Origin of the sequence: Corynebacterium sp. KPL4072, assembly GCF_037908395.1 — a bacterium.
Classification (GTDB): Bacteria; Actinomycetota; Actinomycetes; order Mycobacteriales; family Mycobacteriaceae; genus Corynebacterium; species Corynebacterium kefirresidentii.
Genome location: NZ_JBBMGE010000006.1, coordinates 113,033 through 131,816, shown reverse-complemented (window position 1 = coordinate 131,816; position 18,784 = coordinate 113,033). Strand labels below are relative to the sequence as shown.

Here is an 18,784-nt window from a genome sequence, read left to right as displayed (position 1 = left end):
GGGGCTATTCAAGGTATTTTAAGCCAATGACCTCCAGCCAGAATAAATCCCACTCCGTGACGTTGTGGACCCTCGTCGCGCTCATTATCGGTTCCACCGTTGGCGCGGGTATTTTCTCGCTGCCGCAAAACATTGCCTCCGTTGCCGGCCCAGGCGCGATGCTCATTGGCTGGCTGGTAGCGGGCGTCGGCATGCTCTCTGTGGCTTTTGTGTTCCAGATTTTGGCCCGCCGCAAGCCGCACCTTGATTCTGGCGTCTATTCCTATGTGCGCGCCGGCCTCGGCGATTTTATTGGTTTTACCTCGGGCTGGGGTTACTGGCTGGGCTCCGTTATGGCGCAGGTGGGATATGCCACCCTCTTTTTCAATACGCTGGGCCATTACCTGCCGCTTTTCGACGCCGACCATTACTGGTCCTCCGCCATCGCCGTCTCCCTTTTGTCGTGGGGAATTTTCGCGGTACTCGCCCGCGGCATCAAGCAGGCCGCCTTCATGAACCTCATCACCACGATTGCCAAGATCGTGCCCATCTTGGCTTTCGTGGTGCTCATTGCTTTCCTCGGGTTCAGCTGGGATAAATTCACCGTGGATTTCTGGGGACGTGCTTCCGAGGCCAGCGTCTTCGAGCAAGTCCAAGGAATCATGCTCTTTACCGTGTGGGTCTTCATTGGCGTGGAGGGAGCATCCGTGTATTCCAAGCAAGCCTCCAAGCGCACCGATGTCGGCCGCGCGACCGTGATCGGCTTCTTTTCCGTGCTGGCACTGTTGGTCTCTGTGTCCACCTTGAGCTTTGGCGTCATGAGCAAGGAAGAATTGGCCGCGCTGCCAGATAATTCCATGGCCTCCGTGCTGACCGAAGTCACCGGCCCCTGGGGCGGCGCCCTCATCTCCATCGGACTGTGCTTGTCCGTTCTGGGCGCCTACGTGTCCTGGCAAATGTTGTGCGCCGAGCCCATCGTGATGATGGCCATCGACGGCCTCATTCCCCGGCGCATCGGCACCATCAACGTGGCGGGCGCGCCGTGGGTAGCGCAGCTGATTTCCACGATGTCTATCCAGCTGTTCATCATCGTCTTCTACCTCAACGAGGCGTCCTATAACGCCATGGTGCAGCTAGCGACCATCATGTATCTGCTGCCGTATATCTTTTCTTCCCTGTACCTATTGCTTCTGACGTTGCGTGGCAAGGGGCTGTCTCACCCGCAGGCGGGCATCAAGTTCGATCTTTCCGGACCAGAGGTAAGCCGTAAGGACAATCGCAAGCACTTGATGATCTCTTTGCTCGCGTTCATCTATTCCCTGTGGCTGATTTACGCGGCCGACCCCGTCTACGTCCTGCTCGGCGCGCTGGCCGTAGTACCCGGCCTTATCCCCTATGTCGGTACCCGTTTGTGGAAGAAGGAACGCATTTTTAACACGTTCGAGTGGTGCGTGGTGGCCATTGTCTTGGCCGGTGCCGCCGCCGCCATTTGGGGCTTGAGCACCGGCTGGCTCACGCTCTAGCTACTCCCCTACGCTCACCACGTTCGAGGAAGCGGGCTGGGCGCCGCTGACGTTGACGGGAGCGACGTCGAAAAGCGCGCTTAGGAAATCCGCCGCCCACTGAATGAGCTCGGTATCGCGCAGCTTCGGCGAGGTAACATTGCGCCCCGCCTTGGGGAATGGCACATTGATGGCCTTCGCCGCCGCGCGGAAGCTGGATCCTGGATACAAACGCTTGAGGCGCACCTGCTTGGAATCCGGCAGCTCCACTGGGTGGAACTTGATACGGGTGCCCTGCACAGTGATATCCGATACACCGGCGCGGCGCGCTTGGTGACGCAGGCGGGCGACGGACAGTAAGCGTAAGACCTCCTGTGGCAGCGGGCCAAAGCGGTCTTCCATTTCCTCAATGACGGCCTTGAGGTCATCGTTATCTTGCGAGGCTGCAAGCTTGCGGTAGACCTCCAGGCGCAGGCGCTCGGAATCGATATAAGCCTCCGGGATATGCGCGTCCACGGGGAGATCGATACGGATTTCTTTCGGTCCCTCATCCGTCACGGTAGGAGCTTCGCCGCGAGCGAGAGATTTGAAGGTTTCTACCGCCTCGCCAACAAGGCGGACGTAAAGGTCGAAGCCCACGCCGGCAATGTGGCCAGACTGCTGGGCACCGAGCACGTTACCGGCACCACGCATCTCCAAGTCCTTCATGGCTACTGCCATGCCTGCACCAAGGTCATTATTCTGAGCGATGGTGGCAAGGCGGTCATAAGAGGTTTCCGTAAGCGTAGCGCCCTTCGGATACAGGAAGTAGGCATAGCCGCGCTCACGGGAACGACCCACGCGCCCACGCAGCTGGTGCAGCTGGGACAGGCCCATATGGTGAGCGTTTTCCACAATGAGGGTATTGGCATTAGCAATGTCCAGGCCGGTTTCCACGATGGTGGTACACACCAGAACGTCATACTCGCGGTCCCAGAAGCCTTGGACGGTCTGCTCCAGCACTTCCTCGTTCATCTGGCCGTGCGCGACGACGACGCGAGCCTCAGGTACCAAGTCACGCAGCTCGCGGGCCTTCTTTTCAATATCAGAGACCTTATTGTGGATGAAGAAGGTTTGACCATCGCGCAGCAGCTCGCGGCGGATGGCCGCGGCGACCTGCTTGTCTTCATAGGCACCGACGTAGGTCAGCACGGGGTGGCGGTCTTCCGGCGGGGTAAGGATGGTAGACATCTCGCGAATGCCCGCCATGGACATCTCCAAGGTGCGCGGAATAGGTGTAGCGGACATGGTGAGCACGTCCACGCTGGCTTTAAGAGCCTTGATATGTTCCTTGTGTTCCACACCAAAGCGCTGCTCTTCGTCTACGACGATGAGACCAAGGTCCTTCCAGTGCACACCGGTCTGCAGGAGGCGATGCGTGCCGACGACGATATCGACGCTGCCATCGGCCAAGCCCTTAAAGATGTCTTTGGCTTCTTTCTTCGAGGTAAAGCGCGAGAGCACCTCGATCTTGACGGGGAAGCCGGTCATGCGCTCGCTGAACGTATCAAAGTGCTGCTGGGCTAGCAGCGTAGTGGGCACCAAAACGGCCACCTGCATGCCGTCTTGTACGGCCTTGAAAGCAGCGCGGATGGCCACCTCGGTCTTGCCATAGCCCACATCGCCGACGACGACGCGGTCCATCGGCACCGTAGATTCCATGTCTTGTTTGACGGCGTCGATTGCAAGCATCTGGTCTTCGGTTTCGACGAAGGGGAAATTATCCTCCATCTCCGCCTGCCACGGATTGTCAGGGGCGAATTGGTGGCCGGGTGCTGCTTGTCGCTTGGCATAAAGCTCAACGAGTTCGCCCGCAATTTCGCGTACTGCGGCGCGCGCCTTCTTCTTGGTGTTCTTCCAATCGGAGCCGCCCATCTTAGACAGGTGGGGCGATTCGCCGCCGGTGTACTTGCTCAGCAAATCCAGAGAGTCCATGGGGACCCAGAGCTGGTCGGCGGGCTGGCCACGTTTCGAGGGTGCGTATTCGAGCACGATATATTCGCGGCGGCTGGTCTCATCGCCGGACTGGATGGTGCGTTCGGCCATCTTTAAGAATTTGCCAATGCCGTGGGTTTCGTGCACCACAAAATCGCCCTGTTTTAGGGCAAGCGGATCGACCTTATTGCGGCGCTTGGCGGGGCGCCGCTTCGCTTCGGCGATATCGCCTACGCGGTTGCCGGTCAGATCGGTTTCGGTGACGACAACCAGCGGGAGGGCCTCGGCGTCCTTGGGCTTTTTCACCTTGGGGAACACCAATCCAGCATGGCTTAGCGCCTGATAGAGGGTGACTTCTCCGGCGGTGGGCTCCCAGCCAGGGGTAGCAACCTTAGTGCGGATGCCCTTTTCCGCGAAGCGATCCACCATGCGCTTGATAGCGCCCTGTGCCGGAGCGATGAAGGCCGCACGGCCCCCGGCGTTGGTATGCGCGAGGAGTTGGGCCATCATGGCATCGATTTCTTCGATATTGCCGCGCGGGGTGGGCCCTGGCTCGAATTCGAGTGGGAGGGTCTCTTCTTCTGGGGCGGCAAGCATTCCCGGTGGGGAAAAAGTCCACAGCGGCAGGTCGGACTCGCCGATGGAAACCTCGAGCGATTCATAGGAGCGGTAGCTCGAGGCCTCGGTATCGAGGCCTTCGGTGGCCAATGGGCCATCAGCACCCATAGCCGCGGCTTCCCAGCCAGCGGCGAGGAACTCAGCATCGGTCTTTTCTAAATCCGCGACGCGGCGGCGAATCTTCTCCGGGCCGACCATCACCACGTGAGTGGTGGGGCGGAGGAATTCGGGGAGGGTGATCATGGGGGCGTCGGAAAGCACGGGCAAAAGCGCCTCCATGCCTTCGGCCGGAATGTGCTCGCTCACCTTGGTCAAAAGCTCCACCAAGGCGGGATTACCGGGGTGCTTGACGGCAAGGTCGGCCGCACGCTGAGCAATAGCATCCGTAATAGGAAGCTCGCGGGCAGGGAAAATATCTACGCGGCCGACCTCGATTTCCGGGATGGTGCGCTGGTCAGCTACGGAAAATTGGCGGATATCGGTAATCTCATCGCCCCAAAACTCAACGCGGACCGGATAGTCCAACGTGGTGGGGAAAATATCGATAATGCCACCTCGGGTGGCGTACTCGCCGCGCTTGGCCACCATGTCTACGTGTTTATAGGCGCGGAACTCAAGCTCACGGACCACCTCATCGAAGTCATACTCATGGTCTTCTTCGAGGTGAATGGGAGCACGACCTTCCACTTCCTTGAGGATAGGCTGGGACAGCCCGCGGGCAGCGGTGACGATGACCTGCGCATTGTCCAAGTTGTGCAAAACCTGGGCGCGGCGGCCGATGATGTCGACGCCAGGGCTCAAACGCTCGTGCGGCAGTGTCTCCCATGCCGGAAACATGGCCACCTTTTCCCCCAGCATCGCCGTAAGCTCTGCGCTAAGGTCTTCCGCCTCGCGGCTGGTGGCGGTCACCACCAGCACCGGGGCGTGATGGGCCAAAGTTCCCAAGGCCCACGGCCGAGACTGATCCAAACCTGTGATGTGGAGGTCTTCCCCCACATGAGAAATCATGCCCTTAAGCTTGGGGTCCGAGGCTGCTACCTTGAGCAAGCCGGCCAGCATTGGGGTCGCCATCTATTTGCCTCCTAGCTTGGGCTTTAGTTCCATACCGGACAAACCATTCCAGCATAGATTGACAATATGCGTGGCGACGACTTCCTTGTCCGGGTTGCGCTCATCTAACCACCATTGCGCCGTGGTAGATACCATTCCTACCAGCGCTTGGCCATAAATATCCGCCAAATCCGGCTGGATACCACGGTGTTCAAACGCTTCTCGCAAAATATAAGACACCTGGCCTACCGCGGAATTTAACAGCGTGGAGAAACTGCGTTCATCGCCCGGCTTGGCATCGCGCACCAGAATGAGAAATCCATCGGTTTCTTCCTCAACATAGGTCAAGATGGCCATCACGGCCTGCTCGATGCGCTCGCGCCAGCTGCCGTTTTCCAAAGAATCAGTAATGACCTTTTCCAGTGCCAACATCTCGCGGTCAACAACGACCGCATAGAGGCCTTCCTTACCCCCAAAGTGCTCATAGACAACGGGCTTGGATACCCCGGCGCGAGCCGCGATCTCTTCGACACTGGCCCCTTCAACCCCTAGTTCCGCAAATGCGGTGCGTCCGATGGAAATGAGTTGTTCGCGCCGTTCTCGGCCGGTCATCCTTTGTCGAGCCATACCTTCTACCCTATCCCTCGCCCCGCAATTTGTGATTTACCCGGGTGCGTCAGGTACGCTATGCCTACAGCAATTTGCTGTGTTTCCCCATGGTGTAATCGGCAACACTACGGTTTTTGGTACCGTCATTCTAGGTTCGAGTCCTGGTGGGGAAGCTTTTTTAGTTTTTCTTCCTGCCGCGTCGAAAGCCTTTGAGCTCGGCTTTCTTCGCAATCGCCGCCACTTGGGCAGCGGTGTAGTTAACGGGGGCTACACCAGCGCGGGGCAACACCCAGCCGCGCCAATAAGACAAGATGGCCATGCCGCTTCCGACGATGGGGGAAATGATCATGCCGAGGGCAAATTGCCCGTTGTGGGCGAAGGTCACCATAACGATGCCGGTCAGGATGGACGGCACGGCATAAAGAGGGCTGCCGCCGAAGATAGAGGGGATTTGCCCAGAAGCTACGTCGCGAACCATTCCGCCGCCCACCGCGGTAAGCACGCCAAGGAAAACGCAGGGAATAAGTGGCATGCCGTGCGTGAGTGCTTTGACGCAACCGGTAGTGGACCAGACGCCGAGGATGATGGCATCACCATGTTCGCGGAAAAGCTCCCATGCCTTGCCCTTAAGATCGATAAGAAACGCAACGAGGGCTCCTCCACAGGCGAGTCCGAGGTACCACGGATCTGAAATCGCAGCCGCTGCCCCATCTGCGATGAGCATGTCACGAATCATGCCACCGGCCAGCCCAGAAAAGAGGGCGAGGAATACAAAACCCACGATGTCGAATTCGCGGCGGCGGGCAATGGTGCCACCAATGATGCCGTTTAGCACCACGCCAAGGAGGTCAAAGGCTTGATAGAGGGAATTGATGAGGGGATCAACATCATGCATGATTCTTAGGCCTCCTGCCCCACGGGTAGAATTTCAGCGTGACTGCGGCCGTGTTTTAGTCTCCGGCGTGTCAACATGGCTTTAATTTAACCAACTCGTTTCTCTGAAAGATCGAATTTCTCATGTCTCAATCCAATGCCCGGTATTTCATCTGGTCCAATGGCCTGCAAAATTTGGGTGATCAGATTGTGGCGGCCAAGACGGTGCTGCCAGCGCTTTTTAGTGCAGCCGGCGTGCCTGCGTTCTTTACCGGTTTGCTCACCCCTATTCGCGAATCTGGTTCTATGCTGCCGCAGGCGGCGCTGACCCCGTGGGTGACTACGCATAGGGCCCGTAAGCGCCTGTGGATTATCGGTTCGCTGGGCCAAGCGATATCCGCCGCGGTCATCGCGCTAGCAGCATTCTTCCTTCGTGGGACGGCACTGGGAGTAGTAACACTGGTGGCCCTAGCGGCGCTTTCGCTTTTCCGCGCACTGTGCTCGATTGCGGGCAAGGACGTACAGGCGCGCACGATTTCCAAAGGCGCGCGTGGCCGAGTAACCGGCAGCGCGGCAGCACTCGGAGGCGGCGCCACCCTGCTTACCGGAATTATCCTCTATTTTTTGGGTGAGCTCAGTATCCCCATGATGGGCACGGTCCTCGGCGTTGGCGCGGCCACGTGGGCCATTGCCGCGTGGGTATTTTCGGGCGTGGATGAGCCGGTGCCAGAGGAAACCGAAGGGGGCATCGATAAGCAGTGGTGGAAAGATACCTGGCAGCTTTTTACTAGCGACGGACAATTTCGTAACTTCGTCATCGTCCGCGCGCTTCTTTTGGTGTCGGCGCTTTCAACTTCTTTTATCGTGCTGCTCAGCAGCAACCTTTCCGGGCTGTACGGATTCGTGCTTGCCTCGGGCCTGGCCTCGTTGGTGGGCGGACGGATCTCCGGGGTGTATTCGGATAAATCCTCCAAAAACACCATGGCTGTAGGAGCGGCCGTGGCTTCCATCGTGCTGGTGCTCTTGGTCGCCAGCTCACATTGGGCCCCAGATGGGGTCAATGCCTGGGTCATGCCGATTGGTTTCTTCGCCGTGAATCTGGCGCACACGGCCATTCGAGTGGCGCGAAAGACCTACGTGGTGGATATGGCCGGTGGCGATAAGCGCACCCAGTATGTAGGTGCCGCCAATACGATGATGGGCATCATCTTGCTCATCGTCGGTGGCATTTCCTCCGTGGTGGCGCTGGCCGGGCCAGAGGCGGCCCTGCTATTCCTCGCCCTCATCGGCTTTCTCGGGGTGTGGCGCGCCCGCGGCCTGAAAGAGGTTTCTCACACATAAATCGCACTCGGGCTATAGGATGTAGTCCGGATAAGAATCAGACTCGACCCCCCAGGAGCTCAATAACCCGTGGTAGCAACAACCCCGTGTGCCGTAGTCGTCCTTGCGGCTGGTGCCGGCACCCGCATGAAATCCACCAAGCAAAAGACCTTGCACGAGATTGGCGGGCGCAGCTTGCTCGGCCACGCTCTGCATGCCGCGGCCGGGATTAATCCGGAACGCATTGTCACGGTGGTAGGCCACCAACGCGACCAGGTCTCCCCCGCTGTGGATGCCATCTCCCAGGAGCTGGACTGCGAGGTGCTGAAGGCAGTACAGGAAGAACAGCTGGGCACCGGCCACGCAGTGGCCTGCGGCTTGGAGCCGATTCCGGAGTTTGAGGGCACCATCATCGTCACTAATGGCGACGTACCGCTACTTACCCCAGAGACCATCGAGGGCCTGCGCGCTACCCACACCGAGCAGGGCAATGCGGTAACGGTGCTATCCATGCGCTTAGAGGATCCCACCGGCTACGGCCGTATCATCCGCGCTGAGGACGGCAGCGTGTCCGCCATCGTCGAGCAAAAGGACGCCTCCGAAGAGCAGCGCCGAGTCGATGAGGTCAACTCCGGCGTCTTCGCTTTTGACGGCCGCGTGCTTGCCGACGCCCTCCAGAAGCTCGACTCCAATAACGCCCAAGGCGAGCTATACATCACCGATGTGCTCGAGATCGCCCGCACCGCTGGACACGGCGTCGGCGCGCATGTGGCAGCGGATCCGGCCGAACTGGCGGGCGTCAATGACCGCGTGCAGCTCGCCGCTGCCGGCCGCGAGCTCAACCGACGCATGGTGGAAAAGGCGATGCGCGGCGGAGCCACCATCGTAGATCCGGAGACCACCTGGATTGGTGTCAATGTCACCGTGGGCTCCGATGTCATCATTCACCCCGGCACCCAGCTGTGGGGAGCGACCAGCATCGCCGATAATGCCGAGATTGGCCCCGATACCACCCTGACCAATATGCAAGTGGGCGAAGGTGCTTCCGTCGTGCGCACTCATGGCAGCGATTCTGTCATCGGCACCAACGCTAAGGTCGGCCCGTTTACCTATATCCGCCCGAAGACCGTGGTGGGCGAGGACGGAAAGCTCGGCGGCTTCGTAGAGGCAAAGAATGCGCAAATTGGTCGCGGCTCCAAGGTGCCGCACCTGACCTATATCGGCGATGCCACCGTGGGCGAGCAGTCCAATATTGGCGCCTCTTCCGTCTTTGTAAACTACGACGGAGTAAACAAGCACCACACCACCATCGGCAGCCACGTGCGCACCGGTTCTGACACAATGTTTATCGCTCCGGTCAATGTCGGTGATGGCGCGTACTCCGGTGCGGGTACAGTAATTAAGGACGATGTTCCTGCGGGAGCACTCGCAGTCTCCGGTGGCAAACAGCGCAACATCGAGGGCTGGGTTCAAAAGAAGCGTCCGGGTACTCCCGCGGCTGAGGCCGCAGCCCGTGCGCAGGACAACGAAAAGTAAGGGGCATATTCTCCCATGACTGGCAAGGTAACTGGTAGCAGCAAAAACATGAAGCTCTTCTCTGGGCGTGCACACCCAGAGCTGGCGGAGGCTGTGGCTAAGGAGCTGAAGACGGATCTGGTTCCTACTACCGCCCGCGATTTCGCTAACGGCGAAATCTTCATCCGCTTTGAAGAGTCCGTGCGTGGTGCAGACTGTTTCGTAATGCAGTCGCACACTCAGCCGCTCAATAAGTGGCTGGTGGAGCAGCTCATCATGATTGACGCTCTCAAGCGCGGCTCCGCGAAGCGCATCACTGCCATCCTGCCCTTCTACCCATATGCACGCCAGGATAAGAAGCACTTGGGCCGCGAGCCGATTTCCGCTCGCCTAGTGGCAGACCTACTGCAGGCAGCCGGCGCGGACCGCATCGTCTCCGTGGACCTGCACACCGATCAGATTCAGGGCTTCTTCGATGGCCCGGTTGATCACATGCATGCTCAGCCCATCCTGACCGATTACATCAAGTCCAAGTACGCCACCGATAACATCACGGTTGTCTCCCCGGATGCCGGCCGCGTAAAGGTTGCGGAAAAGTGGGCCCATGACTTGGGCGATGCCCCGCTGGCCTTCGTGCACAAGACCCGCTCCAATACCGAGGCCAATAAGACGGTATCCAACCGCGTAGTAGGCGATGTTGAGGGCAAGGACTGCGTGCTTCTCGACGACATGATTGATACCGGCGGCACCATTGCTGGCGCCGTGCGCGTGCTGAAGGACGCCGGCGCCAAGAAGGTCATCATTGCCTGCACCCACGGCGTCTTTTCTGATCCCGCCCGCGAGCGTCTGTCTGAATGCGGTGCGGAGGAAGTTATCACCACCGATACCCTGCCGCAGTCCACCGAGGGCTGGTCTAACCTCACGGTGCTGTCCATCGCACCGCTTTTGGCACAGACCATCCACGAGATCTTCGAGAATGGTTCTGTCACCACCTTGTTTGACCGCGCCTAAACATGATCTACTATCACTAGCCGCCGAGAATTTACTTCGGCGGCTTTTGATTTGCTAACGGTACGCGTGCTAATCTAACCCAGTCTCGGCGAGGGCGACCTCAGGATGAGGAAGCCGTTATCGACGCGATTGAAGTTAGAGCACGTTGCTTTTATATACGCCTGCGATGACTCGTCCAAGACGTCCATCGGCAGGCTTTCGTCGTTTTATCGCGTTGGCCGCGCCGCACTACTTTGACTAAGGAGAATGAAGCATGGCACAGCGCCCAGTAATCAAGGCTGAAGCACGTACCGAGTTTGGCAAGGGTGTCGCACGCCGCCTGCGCCGCGACTGGAAGGTCCCAGGCGTCATCTACGGTGCCCACCAGGAGCCGGTTCACTTCGCAGTTCCGCTGCTGGACATCCAGTCCCTCGTCCGCAACAACGGTGTCAACGCCGTTTTGGAGCTGGAGATCGACGGTGAGCAGTACCTGACCATGGTTAAGCACGTTGATCAGAACGTCCTGACCTTCGATATCGACCACGTTGACCTGCTTGCTATTAAGCGTGGCGAGAAGGTTGAGGTTGAGGTTCCGGTTACCTTGACCGGCGAGCCGGCCCCAGGCACTATGCACATCCAGGATGCTGACGTACTGCTGGTTGAGGCAGACGTACTGAACATTCCGGAGGAGCTCGAGGTTTCCATCGAGGGCCTCGAGGACGGCGCGGTTATCACCGCTGCCGATGTCACCATGCCGGAAGACACCACCTTGGTGGCAGAAGAAGACACCGTCATCGTATCCATCTCCCTGCCTGAGGTTGATGAGGAGCTCGAGGAAGCAGCCGAGGCTGCTGAGGAAGGCGGCGCTGACGCTGGTGCCGAGTCCGCAGATGAGGACGAAAAGTCCTCTGACTCTGAAGAGGAGTAATCCCTTCCCCTTCCTGTACGTAAACCGCCGTGAGAAATACACCTCGCGGCGGTTTCGCCGTTTTCCTTTCGCTGTATGAGACAATTGAGCGCGTGACTCCACTTCTCGTAGTAGGCCTTGGTAACCCTGGCCCCAGGTACGCAGGAACCCGCCACAATATCGGCTTCGCTGTAGCTGAAGAACTCGCTGGCGAGCTCATGAGCAGCTTTTCGGTGCACAAGAAGACCAATACCGAGGTCGCCGAGGGCATGACAGGTGGCCGTAAAATTATTTGTGCGAAGCCGCGGTCTTTTATGAACCTTTCCGGCGGGCCGATCAAAGCCCTAGCACAATATTTTCATCTCTCCGCCGCCAATATCATCGTCGTCCACGATGAACTGGAACTCGATTTTGGCACCATTAAACTCCGTGACGGTGGCGGCGACCACGGCCATAATGGTTTGCGATCCACCACCAAGTCCCTGGGAACAAAGGACTATCAACGCCTTTCTATAGGAATCGGACGCCCACCGGGCCGCATGGATCCAGCATCGTTTGTGCTCAAGCCTTGGACAAAGCAAGAAAAGGTGGAGATCCCCATTATCTGCGCGAACGCGGTGGATGAGATCCTGCGCGTAGGATAGTCGCCATGAAACTGGCTACCCTACGCACCGGCTTTGGCACTTCCGCTATCCGCATCGACGGCGATAACGTGGGTGTCGAATTGGATTATGAGGATGTGGGCCAGCTGCTACGCAGCGAGGACTGGCGAAAAGCCGCACAGCTTTCCGGCGAACCCGTGGTCTTCGACCACGCCGACTTGGAGGCCGTAGTCCCGAATCCCGGCAAAATTATCTGCGTCGGGCTTAATTACGCCAAACACATCCGCGAAATGGGCCGGGAATTCCCCGAACACCCCACCTTGTTCATCAAGTTCGCCGATGCCCTCACCGGCCCCTATGATGATGTCTTCATTCCAGAATTTGCCACACAGAAGCTGGATTATGAAGGCGAGCTGGCGGTCATCATCGGCGAGCGCGCCCACCGCGTGAACCGGAATGAGGCGCTCGACTATGTCGCCGGCTATGCCATCATGAATGACTACACGCTGCGCGATTTCCAGCGTCAGACGAGCCAGTTCCATGCCGGTAAGTCCTTCTATCGCACCGCAGGCTTCGGCCCGTGGCTCACCACCGCGGAGGAATGGGCACCTGGTTCTGGTGCTTTACTTACTACTACCGTGGGCGGCGAAGAAAGGCAGCGCGATAACACCGATGACCTTATCTTTTCAGTTGCTGAGCTGATCGAGTTTTGCTCGCAGCTTTACCCGCTCAATCCGGGAGACGTCATCGTTACCGGTACCCCAGAGGGCGTTGGATTTGCACGGGAGCCGCAGCAGTTTATTCAAGATGGTCAAAATGTCACCATTGCTATTGAGGGCTTGGGGCATATTTCCAATACAACTTTTTTCGGCGAACCAGGCTGCGGTCCAGGCTGTACCTGCTCTTAGACTGTGCCCAGATTCTCACTCCAACGAGGGCGGTGCAGTTTTCTCCCCTGCTATCAACGGCGGTTAAGCTGAGACAATGAGCACAAAGAGCAGTAAAGCCCCTAAGAAACTCAACAAGAAGGCCTACGAGAAGGAACTCGAGCGCCTTCAGGCAGAACTCGTGGACATGCAGCAGTGGGTCGTTGAAACCGGGGCCCGCGTCGTCATCATCATGGAAGGCCGCGACGCCGCCGGCAAAGGCTCTGCTATCAAGCGCATCACCCAGTACCTCAACCCACGTACGTGCCGCGTCGAGGCGCTGCCCGCCCCGAACTCCCGTGAGCAGGGCCAGTGGTACTTCCAGCGCTATGTGGAAAAGCTGCCAACGAAGGGCGAAATTGTCATCTTTGACCGCTCCTGGTACAACCGCGCCGGCGTCGAACGCGTCATGGGCTTTTGCACCGATCAGGAATACGTCCGCTTCCTCCACCAGGCACCTACCTTTGAGCAGATGCTGGTAGAAGACGGCATCATGCTGCGCAAGTACTGGTTCTCTGTCTCCGATGAGGAGCAGATTAAGCGCTTTGAGTCCCGCCGCAATGATCCGCTACGCCGCTGGAAGCTCTCCCCTATGGACCTGCAATCCATTACCCGCTGGGAGGACTATTCCCGCGCGAAGGATGCCATGTTCATTCACACCGATACCCCAACCGCCCCGTGGTACACCGTGGAATCGGAAGACAAGAAGCGCTCGCGTATCAATGTCATCTCGCACCTTCTCAGCACCATTCCCTACGAGAAGATCGAGCGCAAGATGCCTGAAATCCCGCAGCGCCCTGAATCTGATGGCGAGACCTACGAGCGCCCCGCCCGCGAAGAGTTCCGCTATGTGCCTGATGTAGCAGCCAAGCTGGAGCGCAAGTCCGAGCAGAAGACGGCGAAGAAAACCTCAAAGAAGGGCAAGAAGAAGGATAAGAAGAAGTAGCAGCACCGGCCGTATTACTATCTTCAATCATGAGCACTGACACCGTCGCGGAAGCGCGTTTAGGAGATAAAATCCTCACTGCGGTGGCGGTGCTCATTGCGCTATTTTATGTCATTTCTGCCGCGAAGAATCCCAGCATAATTGAGATTATTCAGGCAGGTCTATCGTTGCTATTCCTGCCATTTATGTGGGTCTGGCGGAGCCGTCCCGTGCTCAGCGCCACGGGCTTTATCGTGCTTCTCGCAGCTTGGGCGATGGCTTGGATGAGCCAGCTTCCCACTAACCTGGGAATTACCCCGTGGGCGCTTACTGCACCCATGGCGGTGTATGCCACCTCCCGCTATGTCACACGCCGCGCCATTCCCCGCACGGTACTGGCTCTCACTATTCCTGGCTCCTTCATTTCGCCATTCATGTGGCGCATAGATCCGGAGTCTTTCTTTTTGCATTACCAACTGGACCGCCGCTACTTGGCCATGTTGGTCGTGCACTGGGCGGTTCTAGGCAGCACATATTTTATAGCTGCGCGCTACTTCGATTTAGCACGCCAGCGCGAGCGGCTAGCGCAAGAGCGATTTCGCCAAGCCCAAGAAGAAGAACGCCTGCTCATCGCACGGGAGCTGCATGATGTACTCGCTCATTCCCTCACGTTGATCAAGGTTCAGGCAAACGCCGGGATCATTGCCGCTCGTGCAAACACTGAGGCTGCCCACGATGCGCTGGCCAGTATTCGTGATGGCGCGGATTCTGCTTTGGAAGAGGTCCGCGGCATCGTCACTGCACTGCGAAGCACCGGACCTACCTCACTGGAGCCCACCACGCAGCTAGAGCACATCGAGGGCATTATCGATGGCTTCCGAGCGGCAGGCTTGGACATTAACGCGCATATACCTGAGGCCTACGAGGCTCCAGCACTTACGCAATTGGCGTTGGTGCGCATCATTTCTGAGGGTTTGACCAACGCGTTGCGCCACCAGGGCCCAGGAACCCAGGTGGATGTGGAGCTTGCGCTTGCCGACGTCGCCCGACTCACCCTAATTTCTTCCACGCCCTCCCCGACTCCCAGCGAAGTCCCAGGTAGCGGCGTGGGCCTAATCGGTGTGGAAGAACGTGCCCTCGCATTGGGTGGAAAACTCGAAACCTGGGGTGATGCCAAAAAGTTCATCGTGCGCGCCGAACTACCGTTGCAGAAAGAGAGCCGTGTCTAAGATTCGTGTCCTGCTCGCCGATGACCAAGCGATGCTCGCCGCCGCTTTGTCCACCATTCTCAACGCACAGGATGATATTGAGGTCGTGGCCACCGCGCACACCGGCGCAGAAGCCGTTACCGCCGCGATAAGCAACCGCATTGACGTCGCAATTCTAGATATCCGAATGCCCGGAATAGACGGCATTGCCGCGGCTCAAGCCATCCTTTCTCGGGCGCCTGATTGCCGAATCATCATGCTCACTACGTTTAATGAAGATGATTTGGTGGCTCAATCTATCGCCGCTGGCGCGCACGGATTCCTCCTCAAAGACGCCGACCCGGATGTACTGGTGGGGGCGGTGCGGGACGTCGCCAAGGGCGAATCGGTCCTAGCCGCTAAGGTGACCGGCCCAGTTTTGCAGACCTACCGCGCCGCAATTGCGCGCGGGCAGCTGAGCGCGCAAGAGCGCCAGGGCTTAAGCCTTGTCACCCGTCGCGAGAGAGAAGTCTTAGCCCTCATCGCCCGCGGTGCCACCAACGGGGAAATTGCCCGTGAAATGGTCATCGCGGATACGACTGTCAAGACACATGTTTCCTCTCTGCTTTCCAAACTGGCTGCACGCGACCGCGTAGCTCTAGTGCTCTTGGCGCAAAAGGCTGGCATCGCCTAAGCCTCCTACCGTGGTAGGAGAACTTCGCGCTAAGGTCCATAGCCTAGGCGGAGGTTATTGCGGCGCTCTGCCGCGAGACTGGGCGGTATGAGTTTTGAGATCTCCTTTGAACACGTCACCAAATCCTTTGGTTCCCACGCGGTGCTGCGGGATGTGGACTTTCGCATTGCCCCTGGCCGCGTCCACGCCTCGCTTGGACGCAACGGGGCCGGAAAATCCACTCTCTTTTCCATCTTCCTTGGCCTGCTGCCGGCAGATTCCGGAATAGTACGCGTGGCTGGTGCCCCGTGGTCACGTGAAGTACTCGACCATGTGGGGGCATCCGTGAATGGACCCGCCTTCTACGGGCATCTTTCCGCCGCTGCCAACCTGCGCGTACATACCCGCTTGCTAGGTCTGCCGGAGTCTGAGGTAGAGCGTGTTTTAGCCATTGCGGGGCTCACCGAGGTCGGTTCCAAGAAGGCCAAGTCCTTTTCCACTGGTATGAAGGCCCGCTTGGCATTGGCGCAGGCTTTGCTAGGTGATCCGGAAATCTTGTTACTGGATGAACCTCAAAATGGTCTTGATCCACAGGGCATAGTGGAGCTGCGTACTTTGCTGCGAGACTTGGCAGCAGCCGGCCACACTGTTGTGGTCAGCTCTCATCAGCTTGGCGAGGTCCTTCATTTGGCCGACGACATCACCATTTTGTCTCAGGGCACCATTCGCTACTCCGGGTCCTTGCAGGAGCTTGCCCCCAGCGGACAATTGGAGTCCGAGTTCTTCCGCCTCACCTCTCCGGGTGGTGAGGCCGATGTTTAAGCGCTACCTTTCGGCAGAGCTGATACGCAGCCGCGGCAGCGCTGTGCAGTGGCTACCTCTTCTCGCCTTACCGCTTGCGCTAATGACCATAGTCTTTTCTGCTTTCGCTTCCCCGGCTAAGGATGCTACCGGTGTTCTCGGCTGGCAATCTATGTTTGTCACCGGCATGTACGCGCCGCTCATTGCGGTATTTGCCGCAGTTACAGAGCGCCGAGAGGTTCTCGCCCGTGGCGGCGGCACCTGGTGGCGCCGCCTCACTACTCGCTACGAACACACTGCACGCTTGGTGGTAGTGCTCGCGAGCTTGGCCGCGTTCCATCTCCTCAACTTTGGGGTGTCCTGGGCAGTAGTGTTCGCACAAGGCCGCGAACAGCACCACCTTGTGGCACTCGCCGGGCTCTATTCTTTCCTCGGTGCTATTGGCATTGCTGGCCTTGCCTCTGCCTGTTCGCGGCGCTATGGCCTTGGCGCGACACTAATACTCAGCGTTGTCTGGCAGGTTTTAAGCGTGACTTCCAAGGTCGTCGAAGGCCCTACGTGGTGGACTTTTCCACCAGCTTGGCCCATGCGACTCTTGCTTCATTCACTGCACATTCATCAAAATTCCGTGCCCTTGGATCCGGGCGATCCACTCCTGCAAGAAAATCCGCTGCCGGCCCTCGCTCTGACGCTACTTCTCGCAGTAATGGGCATCTATGCGGCCATCGTCACTCCGCGCCGCCTGCGCCGCCTCGCCTTACCTCGCCGCGGCCAGACGACCGCTGCCTCTAGTGGCGCCACTGCCACATGGCGCCCGGCCACAGCACCGCGTGCCACCGCCCGCCCCCGCTTGGTAGGCGCGCTGGTTGGTCTCCACCGAGCGGCGTGCAGCCCAGCGGTTATCGCCTGCTTGGCGTTAAGTGCCTTGACACTGCTATTTCTTGCCCTTTTCTATCCTCCGACTTATGTCCAGGGTTTCTATATTTTTCTGCTTCTCCCTGTAGGGGCAGGTGTGCTACCGGTTGTGGTGTGGCCATTACTCGCGCCGGTATGGCCGCTCAGCCACATGGAATCCCGCCATTGTTCCAGCGCCCTCCTCTGGTGGTTTTTCGAGATAGTATCCGCAGTATGCATGGGCGCTTCGCTCGCGCTTAGTGCTTCTGGCAGCCCGGCTTCAACGACGATCATCCAACTGCCTCTAGCCATTGGGGTGGGGTATGTGATTTCGGTATTCTCTCTTCTCATCGTGATTCGTCTGGGCATCATGAGTGGCCTGGCACTGTGCATCGTCTGCACTATCGTCTCCGTGACCTTGGGTGGCGACGTCCTCGCTAGAACCCCGCTGTGGTTGATCGCCTTCCCCGCATGGCCCATGAACGCGGATTCCCCTGCCCGCTATATTCTTGCGGTGGTGCTGACAGGAATCTTCGCCACGGCTGGTACGTGGATGGTCATCCGGCTGCTTAGGACTAAAGCGCTGCGGCCGGCAAACTAAGCCCCGTAAGAGTATCGCTCTGCTGACGGGTTGACCTGGCACCACCATCAGGAGACTGGAAGAATGCAGCTAGTTGAAAAAGGCGCACACAGAGCACCTCACAAAAATGGATTTAGCCTTTGGGGCAAGAAAGGATAAATAAATGAAACTTCCGTCAGACTTTTTCTCAATTAATGGCGATCCGTTTACTGAGGAGGAAATTTCAGAATTAAAGCGAACCGTAGATTCATCTCTGCCTGAAGACTATCTAGAATTTTTATCCCTTCATGGAGGTGGAGTCATTTCCGAGACCTACTCACATGTACAGCTCAGGACAAACGACTCAACTGCTCTCGAAGTTGAAGCAACCATGATTTTTGGAAACGCGACACCAATCGACTTATGGGAAAATGCCATTCAACTGGACCCTACTTGGCTCCATGACTGGGGATTTTACTTTTGCGAAGCAAGCAATCCCCCCGAGGACAAGTTTTTAATTAACCTCTCCAATGAAGAGTTTTCAATCGGAAGCATACTATATGAAGACGAAGGGAAAGTTTTCCAAGTATCAAAAGATTTTACATCCTTCATATCGCTTCTAATCAATAGCCGAGGGAAGGCACCCAAGGCACCGCAAAGGCGATCAGAGAAGTTTGGAAAATTCTTTTTTCCAAGCAAGACTGTCAAAAATATAGAATTTCCAAATGTCAATCTAGACCATTAAAAGTAGTCGCAGCAACTCTATTTCCTATCGATTAATTCCACTAATACATCTTGATCGATACCCTACTTAAAAGAGCGCTTACCGAACCTTTTATCTAGATGTTTATATTGCAACAATAAAGCCTTTTATAAATCG

At 57.8% G+C, this 18,784-nt stretch carries 16 protein-coding genes and 1 pseudogene; 14 read left to right on the top strand and 3 right to left on the bottom strand.

All coding sequences use genetic code 11. The annotated features are described in order from the left end of the window. The first annotated feature begins 26 nt into the window (after window positions 1-26). A complete protein-coding gene (locus WMP97_RS07885; RefSeq protein WP_340440231.1) occupies window positions 27-1,502 on the top strand; it encodes an amino acid permease in 1,476 nt (491 codons plus the stop codon). On the opposite strand, the gene mfd is transcribed toward WMP97_RS07885, so the two are convergent. The 3 genes from mfd to WMP97_RS07870 all read right to left on the bottom strand — a co-directional run bounded on the left by mfd (window position 1,503) and on the right by WMP97_RS07870 (window position 6,627). Next, complete coding sequence (mfd, locus tag WMP97_RS07880) at window positions 1,503-5,144, bottom strand: transcription-repair coupling factor (RefSeq protein WP_340440230.1); 3,642 nt, start codon at window positions 5,142-5,144, stop codon at window positions 1,503-1,505. Next, window positions 5,145-5,750, bottom strand: a complete 606-nt coding sequence (locus tag WMP97_RS07875; protein WP_239208004.1) for a TetR/AcrR family transcriptional regulator — start codon at window positions 5,748-5,750, stop codon at window positions 5,145-5,147. A 160-nt stretch (window positions 5,751-5,910) separates the two neighbouring features. After that, window positions 5,911-6,627 carry a trimeric intracellular cation channel family protein gene (locus tag WMP97_RS07870; protein WP_023021917.1) on the bottom strand — a complete coding sequence of 239 codons (717 nt, stop codon included), beginning with the start codon at window positions 6,625-6,627 and terminating at the stop codon, window positions 5,911-5,913. Between the two features lie 122 nt (window positions 6,628-6,749). Between WMP97_RS07870 and WMP97_RS07865 the strand changes: the two genes are divergently transcribed. From WMP97_RS07865 to WMP97_RS07810, 13 genes and pseudogenes are all read left to right on the top strand, one after another. Further along, a complete protein-coding gene (locus WMP97_RS07865) occupies window positions 6,750-7,946 on the top strand; it encodes an MFS transporter (protein WP_023021918.1) in 1,197 nt (398 codons plus the stop codon). A gap of 69 nt (window positions 7,947-8,015) precedes the next feature. After that, entirely contained in the window at window positions 8,016-9,461 is a 1,446-nt protein-coding gene (glmU, locus tag WMP97_RS07860) for a bifunctional UDP-N-acetylglucosamine diphosphorylase/glucosamine-1-phosphate N-acetyltransferase GlmU (RefSeq protein ID WP_340440229.1), read from the top strand. A gap of 15 nt (window positions 9,462-9,476) precedes the next feature. Continuing rightward, a complete protein-coding gene (locus tag WMP97_RS07855) occupies window positions 9,477-10,451 on the top strand; it encodes a ribose-phosphate diphosphokinase (protein ID WP_005323655.1) in 975 nt (324 codons plus the stop codon). A 253-nt stretch (window positions 10,452-10,704) separates the two neighbouring features. After that, window positions 10,705-11,358, top strand: a complete 654-nt coding sequence (locus WMP97_RS07850; RefSeq protein ID WP_023021920.1) for a 50S ribosomal protein L25/general stress protein Ctc — start codon at window positions 10,705-10,707, stop codon at window positions 11,356-11,358. 92 nt (window positions 11,359-11,450) lie between these two features. Next, window positions 11,451-11,981 carry an aminoacyl-tRNA hydrolase gene (gene pth, locus WMP97_RS07845; RefSeq protein ID WP_034656468.1) on the top strand — a complete coding sequence of 177 codons (531 nt, stop codon included), beginning with the start codon at window positions 11,451-11,453 and terminating at the stop codon, window positions 11,979-11,981. A gap of 5 nt (window positions 11,982-11,986) precedes the next feature. Next, window positions 11,987-12,847: a fumarylacetoacetate hydrolase family protein gene (locus tag WMP97_RS07840; protein WP_023021922.1), complete on the top strand. Its 861-nt coding sequence runs from the start codon at window positions 11,987-11,989 to the stop codon at window positions 12,845-12,847. 76 nt (window positions 12,848-12,923) lie between these two features. Beyond that, window positions 12,924-13,811 (top strand): polyphosphate kinase 2, encoded by an 888-nt coding sequence (ppk2, locus tag WMP97_RS07835; protein WP_086588148.1) that lies wholly within the window; start codon window positions 12,924-12,926, stop codon window positions 13,809-13,811. Between the two features lie 29 nt (window positions 13,812-13,840). Then, window positions 13,841-15,019, top strand: coding sequence for a sensor histidine kinase (locus tag WMP97_RS07830; protein ID WP_340440228.1), 1,179 nt, complete (start codon window positions 13,841-13,843; stop codon window positions 15,017-15,019). Next, entirely contained in the window at window positions 15,012-15,671 is a 660-nt protein-coding gene (locus WMP97_RS07825; RefSeq protein WP_340440227.1) for a response regulator transcription factor, read from the top strand. The genes WMP97_RS07830 and WMP97_RS07825 overlap by 8 nt, the downstream gene beginning before the upstream one ends. Window positions 15,672-15,758: 87 nt before the next feature. Continuing rightward, complete coding sequence (locus WMP97_RS07820; RefSeq protein ID WP_340440226.1) at window positions 15,759-16,472, top strand: ATP-binding cassette domain-containing protein; 714 nt, start codon at window positions 15,759-15,761, stop codon at window positions 16,470-16,472. Between the two features lie 82 nt (window positions 16,473-16,554). Next, window positions 16,555-17,946, top strand: a complete 1,392-nt coding sequence (locus tag WMP97_RS07815; protein ID WP_340440225.1) for a hypothetical protein — start codon at window positions 16,555-16,557, stop codon at window positions 17,944-17,946. Window positions 17,947-17,970: 24 nt separating this feature from the next. After that, window positions 17,971-18,084, top strand: a pseudogene (locus WMP97_RS11860) (HNH endonuclease); the annotation flags it as partial. 4 nt (window positions 18,085-18,088) lie between these two features. Next, window positions 18,089-18,649 (top strand): SMI1/KNR4 family protein, encoded by a 561-nt coding sequence (locus WMP97_RS07810; RefSeq protein ID WP_340440224.1) that lies wholly within the window; start codon window positions 18,089-18,091, stop codon window positions 18,647-18,649. The last annotated feature ends 135 nt before the right edge of the window (window positions 18,650-18,784 follow it).

Excerpts from the sequence above, each read along its gene's own strand:
- WMP97_RS07850 (WP_023021920.1), top strand. The coding sequence starts at position 10,705 with ATGGCACAGCGCCCAGTAATCAAGGCTGAAGCACGTACCGAGTTTGGC.
- mfd (WP_340440230.1), bottom strand. The coding sequence starts at position 5,144 with ATGGCGACCCCAATGCTGGCCGGCTTGCTCAAGGTAGCAGCCTCGGAC.
- WMP97_RS07840 (WP_023021922.1), top strand. The coding sequence starts at position 11,987 with ATGAAACTGGCTACCCTACGCACCGGCTTTGGCACTTCCGCTATCCGC.
- WMP97_RS07820 (WP_340440226.1), top strand. The coding sequence starts at position 15,759 with ATGAGTTTTGAGATCTCCTTTGAACACGTCACCAAATCCTTTGGTTCC.
- WMP97_RS07865 (WP_023021918.1), top strand. The coding sequence starts at position 6,750 with ATGTCTCAATCCAATGCCCGGTATTTCATCTGGTCCAATGGCCTGCAA.
- WMP97_RS07855 (WP_005323655.1), top strand. The coding sequence starts at position 9,477 with ATGACTGGCAAGGTAACTGGTAGCAGCAAAAACATGAAGCTCTTCTCT.
- WMP97_RS07830 (WP_340440228.1), top strand. The coding sequence starts at position 13,841 with ATGAGCACTGACACCGTCGCGGAAGCGCGTTTAGGAGATAAAATCCTC.
- WMP97_RS07875 (WP_239208004.1), bottom strand. The coding sequence starts at position 5,750 with ATGGCTCGACAAAGGATGACCGGCCGAGAACGGCGCGAACAACTCATT.
- WMP97_RS07885 (WP_340440231.1), top strand. The coding sequence starts at position 27 with ATGACCTCCAGCCAGAATAAATCCCACTCCGTGACGTTGTGGACCCTC.
- ppk2 (WP_086588148.1), top strand. The coding sequence starts at position 12,924 with ATGAGCACAAAGAGCAGTAAAGCCCCTAAGAAACTCAACAAGAAGGCC.
- WMP97_RS07810 (WP_340440224.1), top strand. The coding sequence starts at position 18,089 with ATGAAACTTCCGTCAGACTTTTTCTCAATTAATGGCGATCCGTTTACT.
- WMP97_RS07815 (WP_340440225.1), top strand. The coding sequence starts at position 16,555 with ATGACCATAGTCTTTTCTGCTTTCGCTTCCCCGGCTAAGGATGCTACC.
- WMP97_RS07870 (WP_023021917.1), bottom strand. The coding sequence starts at position 6,627 with ATGCATGATGTTGATCCCCTCATCAATTCCCTCTATCAAGCCTTTGAC.